14 protein-coding genes and 2 rRNA genes are annotated in these 16,921 nt (G+C 41.0%); 6 read left to right on the top strand and 10 right to left on the bottom strand.

Annotated features, from left to right (window positions below; genetic code table 11):
- The 3 genes from J0654_RS00005 to trhA all read left to right on the top strand — a co-directional run.
- Window positions 1–89, top strand: a 23S ribosomal RNA gene (locus J0654_RS00005); the annotation flags it as partial.
- Window positions 90–216: 127 nt separating this feature from the next.
- Window positions 217–328 (top strand): 5S ribosomal RNA (gene rrf, locus J0654_RS00010).
- 85 nt (window positions 329–413) lie between these two features.
- A complete protein-coding gene (trhA, locus tag J0654_RS00015; RefSeq protein WP_207025532.1) occupies window positions 414–1,046 on the top strand; it encodes a PAQR family membrane homeostasis protein TrhA in 633 nt (210 codons plus the stop codon).
- A gap of 44 nt (window positions 1,047–1,090) precedes the next feature.
- On the opposite strand, the gene J0654_RS00020 is transcribed toward trhA, so the two are convergent.
- Window positions 1,091–1,777 (bottom strand): ZIP family metal transporter, encoded by a 687-nt coding sequence (locus J0654_RS00020; protein ID WP_207025533.1) that lies wholly within the window; start codon window positions 1,775–1,777, stop codon window positions 1,091–1,093.
- A 56-nt stretch (window positions 1,778–1,833) separates the two neighbouring features.
- Between J0654_RS00020 and J0654_RS00025 the strand changes: the two genes are divergently transcribed.
- Window positions 1,834–2,997, top strand: a complete 1,164-nt coding sequence (locus J0654_RS00025; protein WP_207025534.1) for a THUMP domain-containing class I SAM-dependent RNA methyltransferase — start codon at window positions 1,834–1,836, stop codon at window positions 2,995–2,997.
- A gap of 142 nt (window positions 2,998–3,139) precedes the next feature.
- Here the strand turns inward: J0654_RS00025 and J0654_RS00030 are convergent, their stop codons facing one another.
- The 4 genes from J0654_RS00030 to rlmD are packed head-to-tail and all read right to left on the bottom strand — an operon-like array spanning window position 3,140 to window position 6,181.
- Complete coding sequence (locus J0654_RS00030) at window positions 3,140–3,481, bottom strand: VOC family protein (protein ID WP_207025536.1); 342 nt, start codon at window positions 3,479–3,481, stop codon at window positions 3,140–3,142.
- A gap of 1 nt (window position 3,482) precedes the next feature.
- Window positions 3,483–4,238 carry a DUF6048 family protein gene (locus tag J0654_RS00035; RefSeq protein WP_207025537.1) on the bottom strand — a complete coding sequence of 252 codons (756 nt, stop codon included), beginning with the start codon at window positions 4,236–4,238 and terminating at the stop codon, window positions 3,483–3,485.
- The gene (locus tag J0654_RS00040; protein ID WP_207025539.1) at window positions 4,219–4,737 is read right to left on the bottom strand and encodes a DUF6452 family protein; all 519 of its coding nucleotides are present in this window, start codon (window positions 4,735–4,737) and stop codon (window positions 4,219–4,221) included. The genes J0654_RS00035 and J0654_RS00040 overlap by 20 nt, the downstream gene beginning before the upstream one ends.
- Before the next feature lie 31 nt (window positions 4,738–4,768).
- Entirely contained in the window at window positions 4,769–6,181 is a 1,413-nt protein-coding gene (gene rlmD, locus J0654_RS00045; protein WP_207025542.1) for a 23S rRNA (uracil(1939)-C(5))-methyltransferase RlmD, read from the bottom strand.
- A 235-nt stretch (window positions 6,182–6,416) separates the two neighbouring features.
- Here rlmD and rocD point away from each other — a divergent pair, with 235 nt between their 5' ends.
- On the top strand, window positions 6,417–7,703 hold the full coding sequence (gene rocD, locus J0654_RS00050; RefSeq protein WP_207025544.1) for an ornithine--oxo-acid transaminase: 1,287 nt from the start codon (window positions 6,417–6,419) through the stop codon (window positions 7,701–7,703).
- A gap of 32 nt (window positions 7,704–7,735) precedes the next feature.
- Here the strand turns inward: rocD and J0654_RS00055 are convergent, their stop codons facing one another.
- The 5 genes from J0654_RS00055 to J0654_RS00075 all read right to left on the bottom strand — a co-directional run bounded on the left by J0654_RS00055 (window position 7,736) and on the right by J0654_RS00075 (window position 15,142).
- The gene (locus J0654_RS00055) at window positions 7,736–8,815 is read right to left on the bottom strand and encodes a trypsin-like peptidase domain-containing protein (protein WP_207025545.1); all 1,080 of its coding nucleotides are present in this window, start codon (window positions 8,813–8,815) and stop codon (window positions 7,736–7,738) included.
- Between the two features lie 16 nt (window positions 8,816–8,831).
- Window positions 8,832–10,004: a type III secretion system chaperone family protein gene (locus J0654_RS00060; protein ID WP_207025546.1), complete on the bottom strand. Its 1,173-nt coding sequence runs from the start codon at window positions 10,002–10,004 to the stop codon at window positions 8,832–8,834.
- A 155-nt stretch (window positions 10,005–10,159) separates the two neighbouring features.
- The gene (locus J0654_RS00065) at window positions 10,160–11,212 is read right to left on the bottom strand and encodes an LD-carboxypeptidase (RefSeq protein ID WP_207025549.1); all 1,053 of its coding nucleotides are present in this window, start codon (window positions 11,210–11,212) and stop codon (window positions 10,160–10,162) included.
- Between the two features lie 60 nt (window positions 11,213–11,272).
- Window positions 11,273–12,592: a carboxypeptidase-like regulatory domain-containing protein gene (locus tag J0654_RS00070; protein ID WP_207025551.1), complete on the bottom strand. Its 1,320-nt coding sequence runs from the start codon at window positions 12,590–12,592 to the stop codon at window positions 11,273–11,275.
- A gap of 102 nt (window positions 12,593–12,694) precedes the next feature.
- Entirely contained in the window at window positions 12,695–15,142 is a 2,448-nt protein-coding gene (locus J0654_RS00075) for a M14 family metallopeptidase (RefSeq protein ID WP_207025552.1), read from the bottom strand.
- Between the two features lie 160 nt (window positions 15,143–15,302).
- Here J0654_RS00075 and bshC point away from each other — a divergent pair, with 160 nt between their 5' ends.
- Window positions 15,303–16,907, top strand: coding sequence for a bacillithiol biosynthesis cysteine-adding enzyme BshC (gene bshC, locus J0654_RS00080; protein WP_207025555.1), 1,605 nt, complete (start codon window positions 15,303–15,305; stop codon window positions 16,905–16,907).
- Window positions 16,908–16,921: the final 14 nt, after the last annotated feature.

Consider the following 16,921-nt stretch of genomic DNA (forward strand, 5'->3'; position numbering starts at 1 on the left):
CGTGGGAGATGACCACGTTGATAGGCCGTAGGTGGAAGTGCAGCGATGCATGCAGCCGAGCGGTACTAATTGCCCGTAAGCTTGCGCACCGCCCACTCGGTGGTTCCTTATGAACACCATTCGCTTCGTTGATTCTTCTTTACGGATGCACGCATCCGTCCCAACATATGTCATACTTCGGCCACGCTCAGTGACCGACAATAAAATATTGAAGATCTAGGTGGCCATGGCGACGGGGCCCACCCCTTTCCATTCCGAACAGGGAAGTTAAGCCCGTTTGCGCCGATGGTACTGCCACACCAGGTGGGAGAGTAGGTCGCCGCCTTCCTCAAAGCCCGATACATTGCGTATCGGGCTTTTTTGTTTTTATAGGTTATCTTTGCACCACGAGAATGTTACCTTAACCAATTCAATTGAGCACCAAATCCGACCCTATTCTAATTGAAGAAAAACTCAATGCCTATTCCCATGCATTGGGAATAGTACTGGCAGCAATAGGAGGAATATTTCTTTTTCAAAATGATGTAGAAGGCAATCCTTATATGAAAGGAAGTATCATCGCCTATGTAATCTCTTTGATAGTATTGTTTTTAGCTTCTACCATTTATCATGCAGTAGAAAATCCTAAAATCAAGAAGAAACTCAGAATCCTGGATCACATTAGTATTTATTATTTGATTGCTGGAACGTATACCCCAGTTTGTTTATCAGTGCTGTTACCATCCAAAGGCTGGCTGTTGTTTTATTTAGTTTGGGGAACCGCACTTTTTGGCACTATCCTTAAAATATTCTTCACCGGTAGGTTTGAGGCGTTCTCGCTAGTACTTTATGGGGTAATGGGGTGGCTTATTGTAATTGATTTGTCTTACCTTTTGGATCATATGTCATCCATGGGACTTTTATATCTAGCTTTAGGAGGTGCTTTTTACACCATTGGAATACTTTTCTATGCGGTAAAAAAAATACCATACAATCATTTGATATGGCATTTTTTTGTGTTAGGTGGTGCGATAAGTCATTGGGCCTTGATTCAAACCTTGATTTAAGGTACGATTATCGGAGATGTCACGGATAATCTTTTTAAACTATTTTACACCAAATAGGCAATACCGATTCCCAATATGATCACCACCAGTTTTCGAAGGTTGAAGGCATGCCCTTGTGCACTTTCGAACAAAATAATGGTGGATATATGAAAGAATACCCCAATGGCCAACGCAGTAAGTAGATGTCCGTAATTGGCTACTAAAGGTGATGTTGAAATATAGCTTCCCAAAGGAGTCATCAAGGAAAAGGCACCGACGAACAATAAGACGGTGGGGAATTTCATTTTTGAATTGATCAAAAAGATGCTCAAAATGATGGCTATCGGAATCTTGTGGATGATGATGCCATAAAGAATGGAATCGTTGTCATGTATCGGAACTCCTTCAACCAATGCATGTATGGAAAGGCTTAGAAACAACAATGTTGGAAATTTGTTTTCCTTTAAATGTACATGCATGTGCCCATGCTCCGCTCCTTTGGAGAAAAATTCCAAGAATACCTGTAGCAATATCCCACCTAAAATATAAAGGGCGATTATTTTTGGGTCATGGCCATTATATACATCGGGCAATAGCTCAAAAAACGTAAGTGATAACAGAAATGCACCACTAAAAGCCAGTAAAAGTTTAATGTTGTCAGTGTTCTTTGGTCTGGTAAACCAAACAAACGCAAACCCGGCCCAAACGGCCACGATGGGGATTATATAGATGATAGCGGCAGGAAAATCCATAGTAGGGATTAAAGGAGCAAAAATAGCCTATTTTTGCGGAAAGTTTTTAAGATAGTATGGCAGGAAATTTTAAAATGATGGCGAAAACCCTTTACGGATTTGAACCGATTTTGGCGAAGGAACTACGTAATTTGGGTGCTGGGCATGTGGAAGAAGGAGTACGGAATGTGACTTTTGAAGGGGATACGGGGTTTATGTATAAGGCCAATCTTTGTCTTAGGACGGCATTGAAGGTGTTTAAGCCCATTAAAACATTTAGGGTTTTTAATGAAAAAGACTTGTACAGGCATATTTATGATTTGGATTGGCCCGATATGTTTGATGTGGAAAAAACTTTTGCCATTGACAGTATAGCCAATACAGAGGTTTTTGATAACTCCATGTTTGTTTCCTTAAAAGCAAAAGATGCCATTGTGGACAAGTTTAGGGCAGTGGTTCGTGATCGTCCCAACGTAAAGACCCAAGATCCAGACATCCGAATCAATATCCATATTTATAAAAACACTTGTACGGTATCATTGGACAGTTCTGGGAATTCGCTTCATCAGAGAGGCTACCGTATTTTGACCAATATTGCACCGATAAATGAAGTGTTGGCCGCCGGTCTCTTACTTAAAAGCGGTTGGGATGGTCAAACGGATTTTTTTGATCCCATGTGCGGTAGCGGAACCTTTTTGATCGAAGCGGCCATGATTGCCTGCAACATTCCGGTAAACATTAACAGGGAGTCGTATGCATTTATGCATTGGAACGACTACGACGCTGAGCTGCACGATAAAATTGTTGATGCAAGTTTAAAAAAGGTCAGGGAATTCCATCATAAAATTATTGGGTATGACAAGGCTCCTTCGGCTGTACGAAAAACCCAAGAAAACGTGGACCATGCGAACTTGTCGGATTATATAACCGTGGAACGTAAAGACTTTTTTAGGGCGGACAAGCCTGTTGAGGGAAAGCTTCACATGGTGTTCAACCCACCATACGGGGAGCGATTGCCCATTGATATGGAGATTTTCTATGGAAAAATTGGGGATACCCTTAAACAAGTTTATCCAGGCACTGAGGCGTGGTTGATTACGTCTAATTTGGAGGCGTTAAAACATGTTGGTTTAAAGCCTTCCAAAAAAATAAAGACCTTTAATGGAAAGTTGGAGGCAAGGTTGGTGAAGTACGATATTTATGAAGGTACTAAAAAAGCTAAAAAACTAGACCGCAATTAGTTGTGTATGCAACAAAAAAACAAAGGTTTGTCTTAAAATAGAGTTGGATGAAGCTAAAAGAAATGTTTAGATTTGAAGATGTGTTTAAAACACGACTAACTAACTCAACCAAATTTACAAAAGGAGTCCTTTGAGGCTCCTTTTATTTTTCTGACCAAATGGCCAGCTCGTTGCCGGATGGATCCTTAAAATGGAATCTTTTTCCACCTGGGAATTCAAAAATTTCTTTGCTAATAATACCTCCAGCAGTTATTACTTTTTCCTGGATTTCTTCCAGGTCTTCGTAATAGAGTACAACAAGTACGCCATTGACGATGGGACCTTTGGTCAATTCAAACCCCCCGGCAACACCTATTTTGGAAAATGATGTGTAGTTTGGACCGTAATCGGTAAACGACCAGCCAAAGGCATTGGAGTAGAACGCTTTCGTTTTCTCAATATCCGTGGTCCTAAACTCGATGTAATCGATGGGAGCAGTCTTCATATTATTGTCCGTTTTCTTCTTTCATCTTTTTTGATTTTTTGTACAGTGGGATAAAGTAAGAAATGGAATAGTTATAATTAACACCAAAATTACTACCGTCGGTAACCTTATTGAATCCAGGAATCCATAGGTTGGGGAATTGTTCATCTTCTGAATTGGTGATCAAAAAGCCCAATCTTGCACTCATGCCCACAAAAATATTAGCAAACAATTCCACTTTGGCGCCTACAACAAATTCAAGCCATGAAGCGGAAAGTCCGCTAAACTCCCTATTGGGGTTCGAACCGGGCAAAAAATCCGAATTAAAAAACCGACCTGTTTCATAAAGGCTGTAATCGTACAAAGTGTGGTTGAAACTGGCTACGGCATATCGTCCGCCAATCGTGATTGCGTTGTTCATACCGAACCAATTGTCGTATGTATTTAAATCAACTCCAGCTTTAATGTAGCTGCCAGAGGTTTCATAATCATACAAAAGGGTATTGTTTAAGGTCTCATCCTGTCTTTTGGTCTCATTCCCAATTTCTGCAGCCAGATATAATTTGTGGGTAAGCCTATAGTCACCCACTAATTCGAGTCCGGTATAATCCTCATCAATAAAAGAGAGCACTAGTTTACTAATATCCGCACCAACACGTAGACCATATTCATCTTTGTACTCTATCGTATCCTTTTGTTGTAGATCGATAGGTTCGCTTTGTGCCTGAACAACAAAGGGAAGCATAGTTATAAGAATGCTAATGAAATATTTTGACATGGATGTTATTGGTATTTTCTACGTTGGGTTCGACAACTGTAATATCTTGGATCCAGTTTTCAGCACTTTCGGAGACGGAAACGGATATATTGTTGTAATTGGCCACAAATCCGCACGCTCGTGAAACAAAAGCTTCGCCCAGATCATAAGAAATGGTCAAGGTGTCTATGTTACCAGTTTCCTCCCCAGTATCGGCATCATCCTGGGAACTGGAAATGATTTGATACGTTGTGGCTATGGCATTGCTTCTTAAAGGTACTTGAAGTGAATCTGGGGAGTTTGATCTATCACCAAATGATTCATTGGTTAAAACACTATCTATATCGATACTCTTTATGCGTACGGATGGAACTCTTTTGAAGGCCGTTGTATCCTCAATATCATAAAAACCGATGACCAATAGCGGGGTATCGCCATCAACACAAATATCATCCTTTTCGCAGGATGACACATAAAAAAGTATAAATGCAATAAGTAGGATGGGGATTATCTTTTTCATTATGGTTGCCTAAGGGTTTTAATTCGAAAAACTACACCCGTTTTTCCAAAAGTACAACATTTTCAACGTGGTGCGTTTGAGGAAACATATCTACAGGTTGCACCTTTGTCACGGCATACTGTTCTTTCATTAGTGCTAAATCGCGTGCTTGGGTTGCACTATTGCAGCTTACGTACACAATTTTTGGTGCCGCTACCTGCAACAATTGCTCAACAACCTGTTTGTGCATCCCATCGCGTGGAGGGTCGGTAATGATTACATCGGGTTGACCGTGTTCCGAAATAAAATCATCATTGAACACATTTTTCATGTCGCCGACATAAAAATCCACATTGGAGATATGGTTGTGCAAGGCATTTGCTTTGGCGTCTTCAATGGCTTCGGGAACAGATTCCACCCCGACCACTTTTTTGGCGTTTTTGGCCACAAATTGCGCAATGGTTCCTGTTCCTGTGTAAAGATCGTAAACCAGTTCATCACCTGTTAGTCCTGCAAAATCCCTAGCTACTTTATAAAGCTCGTAGGCTTGGGCCGAATTGGTCTGATAAAAAGATTTTGCATTGATTTTGAACTGTAGCCCTTCCATTTCCTCGAAAATATGGTCGCGACCTGCAAAACAGATTACTTCTTGGTCGTAAATGGTATCGTTTCCTTTGGAATTGATGACATATAACAAGGAAGTGATCTCTGGGAATTTTTCCTTTACATGGTTCAGCAGAAGTGCCCTAGTTTCTTCATCATCTTCAAAGAATTGGATAAGTACCATTATTTCTCCAGTGGAGGATGTACGAATCATCAAAGTTCTTAACAGCCCTTCTTGCTTTCTTGGGTTAAAAAAGGACAATCCATTTTCGTTGGCAAAGTTTTTAACCTCCAATCGTATGGCGTTGGACGGGTCCTGCTGCAGATGACATTTTTTAATATCCAGAATTTTGTCCCACATGCCCGGAATATGGAAACCCAGGGCATTTCTGTCCTCAATCTCCTCGTCCGAATTTATTTCTTCCTGCGTTAACCACCGACTATCCGAAAAAGAGAACTCCATTTTGTTCCTATAGAAATATTGTTCTTCGGACCCTATTATCGGAGTGGTCTCGGGCAATTCCAAATTGCCTATGCGTTTGAGGTTGTTCTCCACCTCTTTTTGTTTAAAATAAAGTTGGTGTTCGTAGCCCATATGTTGCCATTTGCATCCACCGCAAGTGCCAAAGTGCTGGCAAACAGGTTCCGTTCTTTTATCGGAAAGGGTGTGGAATTTGGTAGCAACCCCTTCAAAATAGGCTTTTCGTTTTTTGGTGGTCATCACGTCCACCACATCACCGGGCACTGCATTGGTCAAAAAAATTACTCGTCCGTCCGGGGCTTTCCCTACGGATTTTCCTTTTGCTCCGGCATCGACCACTTCTACGTTTTCAAACGTTTTTCTCCTTCTGTTTTTACGCATGCCGCAAAAGTAAGTTCTTTTTGGTATTTCACAGAACGCAGGCTCTTAAATTGCATGTAAACTTTAATTGAATACTGGGGGAATCGTCTTTGGAAAAATTACGTTTTCATCAATTAATTTGTAATTTGCGGGCACTCCAAGGGATGATTTCTCTCCCACGCTGCTTTTTCGAGACTTCGAAAGAATAAAGGTACAGTAGGAATGGTTATTTTATCAATTTTAATCATTTAATGAAATGGCTGTTTTAGAGCATTTAACATCGCAGCAAGCGATAGATTTGGAAAACAAGTACGGAGCACATAACTACCACCCACTTCCTGTGGTTTTGAGCAAAGGTGAAGGTGTTTATGTGTGGGATGTGGAAGGAAAAAAATACTATGATTTTCTCTCTGCGTATTCTGCCGTGAACCAAGGACATTGTCACCCAAAAATTGTTGGGGCCATGGTAGAGCAGGCAAAAACACTGACCTTGACTTCACGCGCTTTTTACAATGATATGTTGGGGAAGTATGAAAAATATGCCACTGAAACCTTTGGTTTTGACAAGTTGTTGCCCATGAACACAGGGGCTGAAGCTGTAGAGACCGCCCTGAAAGTATGTAGAAGATGGGCTTACCAGAAGAAAGGCATTCCAGAGAACCAAGCCAAAGTGATTGTATGCGAGAACAACTTTCACGGCAGGACAACCACTATTATTTCCTTTTCCAATGACGAAGTGGCAAGGGAAAACTATGGCCCATACACCGAGGGATTTGTAAAAATCGAATATGATAATTTGACAGCGTTGGAGAATGCCCTTAAGAGCAATCCACACGTTGCCGGTTTCTTGGTGGAACCGATTCAGGGTGAAGCAGGTGTTTATGTGCCATCCGAAGGTTATTTGAAAGGGGCGAAGGCCCTTTGTGAAAAATACAATGTGCTTTTTATCGCTGACGAGGTACAGACGGGTATTGCCAGAACGGGAAGGTTACTCGCCACTTGTGGCAATTGTAGTTGTGAGGATAAAAACTGTAGCGGTACACCGGATGTGAAACCCGATATCTTGATACTGGGCAAGGCCCTATCGGGAGGGGTATATCCTGTATCGGGCGTTTTGGCCAACGACGATATTATGGAGGTGATCACCCCTGGTAGCCACGGGAGTACTTTTGGAGGAAATCCTGTCGCTGCTGCGGTAAGTACAGCGGCTTTGGAGGTGATCAAAGAAGAAAACCTGGCCCAGAATGCCGAGGAATTGGGCGAACTGTTCCGTGAAGAACTGAACAAGTTTATCCCTACTTGCGATTTGGTCGTGAAGGTGAGGGGCAAGGGGCTATTGAATGCGATCGTGATAAACGATACGGAGGAAAGTTCCACTGCATGGGATATATGTATAGCGCTTAAGGAAAACGGTTTGTTGGCCAAGCCTACTCACGGCAATATCATACGATTTGCACCACCTTTGGTAATGAACCGCGAACAACTGATGGATTGTGTGTCCATAATTGTAAGAACTTTGAAAGATTTTGAAGTAAAAGCTTAAATAAAGACCGGGGCAACTGCCCCGGTTTTCAATTAAAAATTTCCTTTGGATTCTATCGACATTTCACAACCAAAATTGTCTACAAAGTAGTTATCCAAATCATCTGCTTTTATAGCTAGGTTTTTCAGATTTTCTTTAATTTTTTCTGCATGATCTGTAAATATATCGGATAGGTGCACCCTGTACGATAGATAGATTTGGTTGTCATGTATGCCCAAATAATAAGGTGCTGTATTGCCTTCTAATAAATGGTTCAACAGTTCTTGTATATTTTGCTTTGGAAGGTGGTTTATCGGTGATGTGGCTACCAAATAATCTTTTTTAAAGACAAAAATCCTGATAAGGGCACTTCCTTGATGGAATTCCCAAAAATCCCTACCTGCACGGCCCAGGACTGGATTGATTCCCAAATCTTCCAGCGCACTTTCTACAAATTGGGCAAAATGGCTTTTTTCAAATTCTTCCCAAATAGAAACATCCATATGGTTCCCACAATTGGCACAAAATTCTGATTTCTGATCGATGTAACTATCGCACGAATTACATTTTACATTATAGATTGATTTGTTTTGAAGTAGCGCGAAATCATTGATTTCCTTTATCAAATCCAAATGTTTGATCCCAAACCCCACATTGTCCGCATTGTTAAATTTTGATGTGGTCACCCCTAGCAATACGCCTGCTTCATTAAGCATGGGACCTCCGGAATTCCCTGGGTTTACCGCGGCGTCCGTCTGTATGTAATTTCTACCGCCCATGGGCTGGTTTGTGGCGGAAACAATTCCTTCTGTAATGGTATAGGGCATGCCAAAAGGATAACCGTTTATAAAGATTCGTTGGGTGTTCGCAATCGTAATTTCTTCTTGCAAAGAAATATCCGTCTGTAAGTTTTTAAATCCATCAATGCTCAAAAAGGCAAGGTCCACTTCTGGATTTACCATAACTACCTTGGCGACATACCTATCTTTTTTATGGTCTTCAACGGCAACTGTTTTTTCTCCTTCGATCACATGGTAATTGGTGATGATGTGGTCATGGCCGCTTACTGTAAAACCGCTCCCTGTTCCAGAAGCTGTTACAATTTTAAATACTGATTTTCTTATGTTTTCCACTTTAATTTGTTTCTGGTTAGCTGAATAATCTTGTAAAGAAGCTCTTTGCTTCTTTTTTACCATTGGCGGTGCCTGCTGTGCCGTTTAAAAAGGCATTGTAGGTGTTGAGCAATATGGGCCTGGCCTCATGCAATTCTTTACCTGAAACGTTTTCCAGGACATCGTAAATGGAGTTTTGGTGATGCTCCTCCAAATTATAATTGTATATCATTTTTAAGAAGGAATATTGTAAATAGTAACAGAGCATCAAATTGTTGTCCTTTTGTATATAGGAGTTGACATAGTTCTCCATATTCTTGGCATAGTCCTGTAAGAATTCATTGGAACTACGCCATTTGAGCGATATCAAGGCTTCAGCATGATAAATATCCTGCATCAACTCTTCTTTGGATTTTGCCTGAAGCGTTTGCATAAAGTTTGTCCCTTTGTCAATTCGATGGTTAAAATCGATTTGGCCATTGAATAGATAGCCCACATATTCTTCCAGTTTGGTTCTTAATGTTCCATGGACACAGGGAATGTTGACAATTTTCAACAAAGAAATCACGATAATGTCCCATTGAAAGTCATCCCATCTTTTTTCTTTGAAGAGTTGGCTGTAATTGTTGTAGTCCTCCAAAATATCACTGATTTGTTGCCAAACGATCTCTTTTTCCTCTTCGGACAATGCAGTGATCCTTGATTCCTTATAGAACTCGGCGTTGTATTTCTCTATGAATTCATCATCGTAATTATCGGCATAAACGCTTATTTCCCTTAATAGATCATATACTTTGTGGGGCTGACAAAGTTCTATTGTGGTTTCATATTCAAACCATAGAACATTGCCCCTGAGGTGAATCTGTGCCAATGTCAACGGATTGAAATTGATTTCTGCCACTCTTCTTAACAGGGCGACTTTGTTTGTTTTTTCAGTGATTTTTACAAAAGGTGCCTTAATGGAAAAGATTTCCTTTGTAATAGAAATACGGATCTCTGCGGAACCCTGCCCTTGAATAATTTGAATCTCATTATCCGTAGAAAGGCCTTTAAGTACATTGGGATTGATGTAATTGATGGTTTCGATCAATGCCGTTCTATGGTTTTTGGCATCGTAAGCTGCCATTGCTTTGTTCCAGTAAGAAACGTCCATAATAGGGTCGCTCTCACTTTTAATAGGTCTTGTGAACCTAGGGAGTACATGTTTCATTATTTATAGGTTAAGAAATTACAAATCAGATTTGGGTGAGGTTGATTTGTTTTCCAAGTGAGGTTGAAGAAAATTATGCTACTAATATAGTCTGTTTTTGATAATGTACAACATTACCTTTCTTCTATACTGTAAATAATCAGTATGTTGAGGCGCTAACAAACTGCAGCCTCTACTAACCTAAGCTGTTTTTTATGGGCATTGAAGCTCGCTTCAATACCAATGGGAAGAGTTGAGTTTTGGGGAATATGCCCAAAGCTCATACCATAAACTGCAGGTATGTTCAAAGGTGCGATCCTATCCATGATCACTTCCCTTAATGTAAAATTTTCGGTGGTTCGTTTTCGGTCGCAGCCTTTACAAACTCCAAAAATAATTCCCTTGGCCTTGGTAAAACTTTCCACATCGGCCAGTTGGGTAAGCATGCGGTCTATGCGATAGGGAGCTTCCTCGACATCTTCCAATAGAACTAGTTTGTCCGTAAAGTCAATTTCGTAAGGAGTGCCTATCAAAGCAGCGACCAGGGTCAAGCTACCTCCAACAAGTTCTCCCTGCCCCACACCGGGGGTAATGGTATAGCGATAGTATTCGCTGTTGCGGTATTGTTTTGGGTCTTTTAGTATCGCATTGTTGATGGGCAGGGACTCATGGGGTTCCATCAATACTTTTTTAAAGTATTCTTGGCTGTACTCATTATCCAAGGTTTTGCCAACCGGACCATGAAATCCGACAAGACCGGTTTTTTTATAAATGGTATTGATCAATGCCGTAATATCGCTAAAACCAATCAAAGCTTTTGGATTGTTTGCTATTGCCTCATAATCCAACATGTCCAAAATTCGGGTACACCCGTATCCGCCCCTGGCACACAAAATGGCATCTATATCGGGGTTGGAGAACATTTCATTCAAATCCTTTGCCCGTTCTTCATCGGTATTGCTGAAATAGCCAAAATTACCTTTTATACGATTTGTGTAATGGGTTTTGAATCCCATTTTCTGTAAGGTATCAACAGCTAGAAAGAGTGCTTCCTCCGCTACGGCAAACCCAGGGGCAACCAAACCGATTGTGTCGCCTGGATTCAGCTTATTGGGCTTTATTTTTTTTTGGGGTTTAGATGGTGATTGATTTCCCCAACTTGTTTGATGCAAGAGGGTTGTGGCACCAAGGGCAGCGGCAGATTTTAAAAAGCTTCTTCTTTTGGACATTTAACTTGGATTATGCAAAGCAAAGGTAAAAATGCACAAAATTTAGAAGAAAAACGTTATCTAATCACTGTTTCTTTCGTCTCTTCTTAACTGCCTTTGAATTTTCCTAATAGCTGATTCTATGGATTTTTCAGGTTCTATAATATTGTATTCGCCCCAAAAATTGGGATCGGAAAAACCTGAAGCCTCATCACTTAAAATTATTGACTTTTTGATTCTTTCCCTGTACCTAGGTCTATCACCATTTATGTTTTTCTCCCAGTCTGTGATGGCCATTTCAGCGGTCATGCTATACTGTGAGTTGAACCATTTATCATCCCAATCCACTTTAAACTCCATAAAAACGCTGCTATAACCATAATGCCATTTGCCGTCCTTTTCACGATAATCAACGCGATAGGATACCTCGGTAGGCCATACATCAACTCTTGCGGGTTTTTTACGAACAAATAGTTGGGCCGCTTTTTTTCTATCTGTAATGTTCAAGGAAAAGATGGCACTGGTCAATACTTTGTTCTCGACATCTATATACAATTCCCCTTGGTACAAAGGTTCATAAATTCCTGGATATTGGTTGAACTTAATCACATAGATCAATCTATCATTGGTCCTAGTGGAGCGGTCGAATGTGAATTTGTAATTGGATAGTGCCTCTTCGGAAAATATATATTCAGGATATTTCATCATGTCCACATATAATGTATTGTAAGGTCCACCCTGAAGTTTTAGGGCAACCGTATCCAATTTACTGTAATCTGTACTTTTACGTGCTTTGTAGAGTTCAACGGCATCCTCTCGAAACGAACTATAAGGTGTTTTGTAAATATTTACCACCGCCTCTGCCAAGGAGACATTTCGTCTTCTCCTTTTTATGGTTTCCCGGTAAAATGCGGTCATAAGTGTTGGGTCTTCAAAATAATTTTCATCCCTGTTCTTTAAGGTTTCCTTCACCAAGGCCAAAGCATCTTTAGGTGCGTTTATATTTATTTCTGAAAGTTGGGTTACCGACACCTCCAGCGAAATCTCGTTCTTTTCCGGTTCAAGACTGGCAATAGGAATCATTTTTGTTTTGTATCCCAAAAAGGATACCACCACATTCTTGTTGATATGCTCCCTTGGTACCTTTAAAAGAAAGTTACCTTCAGTATTGGTGATGGTGCTTATGTTAGTGCCCTCAACGGTAAGCGTAGCAAAAACCAAAGGTTTGTTGCTCGATTCTTCGGTTACTTCGCCACTGTATTGATTGAAATCGACTGCTGTATCATTTTGCTGGAACGCTGATGCGTTTATTGGAATTAGCATTGCCAAGGTGCATAATCCAAACAACAACAGTGCTGAAGATTTTTTATTTAAAATTGATAATGAGGTTTGTGATGACATATCTGCAATTTTTCTTTTTACTAAAAATACGAAATTTTGAAGATATGCATCAAGGCAGTTCTTGTTAAAAACCGAACAATCAACTCATAACCAGCTGTTTTTTTAATCTACCATAAAAAGTGCATTGGCGAAGAACAATTTTCCATTTTCCCAAAACCCTCGGAACAAAGGGTTGTCCACCATATAAATTACTTGGCCGCGACCGTAGTTTTCCACTCCAAACACTAATGTTTCTGAAATCCTTTTTTGCGCTTCGGTACCGGCGAAACCGGAAAATGGTTTGGAGTTCTGCTCCAAGTATACGGCATTTCCACTGTCGAGATAGTTGAATGCGCTGCTTCCCAATTTTAGAGAGAAATAATCCGGGCCGTAACCATAGGCCAAGGGGTTGGAATTATCCACCTTGGTTTTGAAGATAGCACCTGTAATGGCGCCTTTGATGCGTTCTCTTTCCCAATCCTTATAGGGCTGTGGTTTGTTGTCGCCGGAATCCTTCTCCATTTTCTTTTTCTCGATACCAAAACCTTTTTCACCATCAAGTGCATCTATAGAGCCTCCCATGGCAATAATTTTCCCGCCTTGCCTAACCCAGTCTTTAAGTTTGGAAAGTTCACCCTCATTGAAATGATTGCCATATCGGCCCCCTGGCAGAACAAGAATATTGTACTCGTTAAGGTTGACCCTATTGGCATAGTCATCGCCGATTACGGTGAGGGGATACTGCAATTGCTGCTCAAAAAAGTGCCAAATCTCCCCAAACCTAAGGGTGGAAGTTGGTCCTCCCGATAGCACTGCAATTTTGGGTTTGGTTATCATTTGAATGGATGAAGAGCCGAAATCTTTTCCGGAATCCACAAAACCGGTAGTGGTCGGAGTAATATCTTTTTGGAATTTGGTTGCTATAGTTTGAAGGGTGGATATAAAGCCTTCCTTGTTTTCGTTGTCACCTTTGGTAATGATCAATGTACCGCGTTCAAAGGATTTGCCCTCAATGGTAAAGGGGTGGTCTGCTTTTCGAACTCGAATTCCTTCTTTGAGCAATGCAGCCAAAAAGCGTGCATCGTCCATGCTGTTCCAATCGGTTATATAAGCATAGCTTCCGTTGCTAATGTTTGATGAAGGCATTGTTTCCTGAACATTTTGAACGGAAACCGAGGATGTGGAGGCAACAGCGTCCAATCCATAGGCATAGGGCAGCGACCACGCAGTAATGTCGTACGTCAGAGAATCCGAAAGCTTTGCGCTTGGCTCGAACAAGACCTTTACCAAAGTTCCTTTGGGTTGGTCTGTAGAAACCACCATACCATTTTTATTGATGGATAGGCTGCCACTGCTTCCTGTTCCATAGTTGTGTCCCCGGTAAGAACCACTGGCCAAATCCCCATATTCAATATTGTGTTTGTCCAGAAGGGATTTAAGGGCATCCAGTTTGTCCTTATCGCCTTTGAGTACATAGCTTTGGTACTTGAATTCTTTGTTCTGATGGAACTTTCTGAATTCCTCGTTTAATTTTTCGGCATTTTGGGAGGATACTTCCACGGTAGAAAGTCCCGTTGTAAAGTGATGCGCAATTCTATCCTTTAAGGTCAAGGTGTCACCAATGGCCGTGATAACTCCTAGTCCAGCCCTTCCACTACCTCCTTGTTCATACGTCATTCCAATGGAACCATTGTAAATGGGGTAGGTGTCACCATAACTTGGGTATAATAGGTCAAAAACTTCTTTGGTAAAGTAAAACCAGCCGTTGGCATCAAAATATTTGGCATGGTTTCTACCCAGTGTTACTTGAAAATCGCGTTGGAAGTCTGTTATCACCTCGTGATAGGGTTCTGCGGCAGGAGCAAAATAGTAAGGATTGTTTACGCCTTGTTCATGAAAATCCACATGGATGTGCGGCAACCATTGGTTGAACATTTTTAAACGTTGTTGGCTCTCGACCTGTGTAAGCCAAGCCCAATCACGGTTTAAGTCGAACATATAGTGGTTGCTGCGCCCGCTCCACCAGCCTTCGTGATGTTCCTTGCTGTTAGGATCCACTTGATATGGTGTATTCTTGTATTGGTTGTACCAGTTACTGTATCGATCACGACCATCAGGGTTAATGCAGGGATCCATGATCACAACAGTGTTCTCCAGATAAGAACTCTTTTTGGTCAAAAGTTCATAAATGGTCTTCATCGAGGCTTCGGTACTAACACTTTCGTTGCCATGTACGTTATAGCTCAACCAAACAATGGCTTTTGAGGAATTTCCCGTTCCTTCGGTATCCTTTAAATGCTCTTGCCTGATGGTTTCCAAATTGGCAAGGTTTTCTGCAGAGGAAACGTACGCCAAAATCAAAGGCCTACGTTCGTTGGTCTGACCATAAACCGTTAGTTGTACCCTATCCGAGGCAGCTTCAGCCAAATATTCGTAGTAATCCACTACTTCGTGGTGGCGTGTAAACTGTGATCCAAGCTCATACCCCAAAAACTCCGATGGGGACTTTAATTGTTGGGCAGATAAAGAAATGGACATTAAAAAAACGAGGGAAAATAAAAATTTGGTCATGCTTGGGTTAATTAGTTCTACCAAATCTACTAATAAATTGAGGCAGAAACCTAATTTTATCGAGGCTCGCCCTCTAAAATTGCATAAAATTCAATTAACGTATTTTTAGGAACAGAAAAAAAGAAGAGGCTTATCTTTGGACACCTCATTACAATTTTGAATGGAAGTAGAATGTATACCCTTTAAGGAAACCGGTTATTTTTCCCAACTAATTTGTGACTATCTTGATCAAAAAAAAGGTTTATCCCCCTTTTTTAATAGGTATCCCTTGCCAGAAAACTTTGGTGATCAAATTAAAGAGAAGACAGCTAATTATCCAAAGGAGCACAGGGCTGTATTGGTGAATTCGTTAAAGAATCAATACAAAGGATTTGAGGTTTCCAAGGCAACACAAAAAAATATCGATTCCCTTGAAAAGGACACCTCCTTCACTGTGGTCACGGGGCATCAATTGAACTTGTTTACAGGACCATTATATTTTCTGTATAAAATTGTTTCCACGATCAACCTGGCCAAAAAACTCAACAGGGAACATCCAAATCATCATGTTGTGCCGGTTTATTGGATGGCCACGGAAGACCATGATTTTGACGAGATCAACTACTTTAATCTGCATGGAAAAAAAATTCACTGGAATAAAAAGGCATCGGGTGCAGTAGGTAGGTTATCTACCGAAGGGCTGGACGAGGTTTATGGGATATTTGTTTCGGAACTGGGTAATTTGGGACTCGCTGACAGATTAAAGGAACTTTTTAAAAAAGCCTATCTGGAGCATTCCAATTTAACCGAGGCAACCCGCTATCTGGCGAATGCCCTATTTGGGGAAGAAGGTTTGGTAATCGTGGACGGTGATGATAAGGAACTTAAAAAATTGTTGGTTCCCTATGCCAAAACAGATATTGTTGATCATACTCCGTACCAAAAAATATCCGATAGTATTCAAAGGTTGGGGGAGGTTTCCTCAGATTATACGATTCAGGTCAATCCGAGGGAAATCAATTATTTTTATTTGAAGGATGATTTACGGGAACGAATTATTTTGAAAAAGGGAAAATACCACGTGATCAATACACATGTCGATTTTTCCAAAGAAGAACTTCTGCAAGAGTTGGAATCTTATCCCGAACGTTTTTCACCCAATGTGGTCGCACGTCCGTTGTACCAAGAAGTGATCTTACCCAATCTGTGTTATATAGGTGGGGGAGGAGAGCTGGCTTATTGGTTGGAGCTTAAATCTTATTTTGATGAGGTGGGAGTTACCTTCCCTATGCTGATGTTGCGTAACTCAGCTTTGCTGATTACCGAAAAGCAGTCCGAAAAAGTGGGGAAAATGGGGCTCAAGGTTTCCCATTTGTTCATGAAGCAACATTCGCTCATCAACAAAAAAATACGGGACATCTCCAATATCGACATTGATTTGTCGCCCCAGAAAAAGTTGTTGGAAGAGCAATTTCAGCATATGTACGAACTCGCTGAAAAGACGGACAAGAGTTTCTTGGGTGCGGTTAAAGCGCAGGAGGTTAAGCAAAAGAAAGGATTGGATAAGCTGGAAAAACGTTTGCTGCGGGCGCAGAAACGTAAACTAAAGGATCATGTGGTACGGTTGACCGAACTTCAAAATGAATTGTTCCCCAACCAATCGCTTCAAGAAAGGCAGTTGAATTTTTCGGAAATCTATTTGGAAATGGGCGAGGACCTGACTCCCCTATTGCTGGAAACCTTAGACCCGTTCTCACAGGATTTTACCATTCTTAAACATAAATAATGGGTGTGGCCAGG

Origin of the sequence: Flagellimonas profundi (assembly GCF_017313275.1) — a bacterium.
GTDB classification, from domain to species: domain Bacteria; phylum Bacteroidota; class Bacteroidia; order Flavobacteriales; family Flavobacteriaceae; genus Flagellimonas; species Flagellimonas profundi.